General features: G+C 44.8%; 2 protein-coding genes. Both read left to right on the forward strand.

Going from position 1 to position 712, the window contains the following annotated elements:
- Window positions 1-368 (forward strand): M23 family metallopeptidase (locus NE665_RS23885; protein ID WP_256302700.1); only part of this gene is annotated, 368 nt, incomplete at its 5' end.
- Window positions 369-389: 21 nt separating this feature from the next.
- On the forward strand, window positions 390-712 hold a 323-nt coding region (locus NE665_RS23890; protein ID WP_256302701.1), incomplete at its 3' end, for a hypothetical protein.

A 712-nucleotide genomic window follows, 5' to 3' on the forward strand; every position in this document is an offset into this window, starting at 1 on the left:
ATGGCGCAAATATCTATGCACCTGCCGCAGGGATCGTCTATGAGGTATCTAACGATTGTCCGCCAAGCGATGGTTATTTGGGGAATTCCTGTCCCTATAGCGGAGGCTATATCGGTGGTGGAAATTACGTCATGCTGAAGGTCACCAACAAGAAAGAAGATTATTATATCTTCTTATGCCATATGAAAAGGACCCTAGTCAGCAAGGGACAGAAAGTAAAGAAAGGCCAAAAGATCGGCGAACAGGGACATAGCGGTAACAGCACGGCATCGCATCTACATATCGAGATCCACAAAGGGACTGCGCATATCGCAACGAAGGATGGACTCGTCGATCCTGAGAAGATCATGAACTTTAAAAAACGATGAGGAAATGGAAGGTGATCCGAATTGATAAAGAAGAAGGATGTCATCCTATCAGCCGTATGCATCTGTCTGGGTGCAGGAATAGGGTTTGGTACGAAAAGTATGCTTATGGAAGAAAAAGAACAGGAGCCTGCAGTTTCAGAGGTCCAAAAGCAGAGGAACTCTACGAAGGATGATAGTGAAGAAAAGACAAAGCTAGTAGATGCAGAGCAGAAGGAAGCTCCTGAGCGTTATACAGAACCGGCAGTACGATATATCAAGGTGATGAAGAGCGGAAGCTCAACAGATATCTATTACGAGCGTCTGGATAAAGTAAAGGATATACTGAGTGACAGCATGTATGAGAC

The sequence above is a fragment of the Clostridium sp. DFI.1.208 genome (genome assembly GCF_024463855.1).
In the GTDB taxonomy this organism is placed as follows: domain Bacteria; phylum Bacillota_I; class Bacilli_A; order Erysipelotrichales; family Erysipelotrichaceae; genus Clostridium_AQ.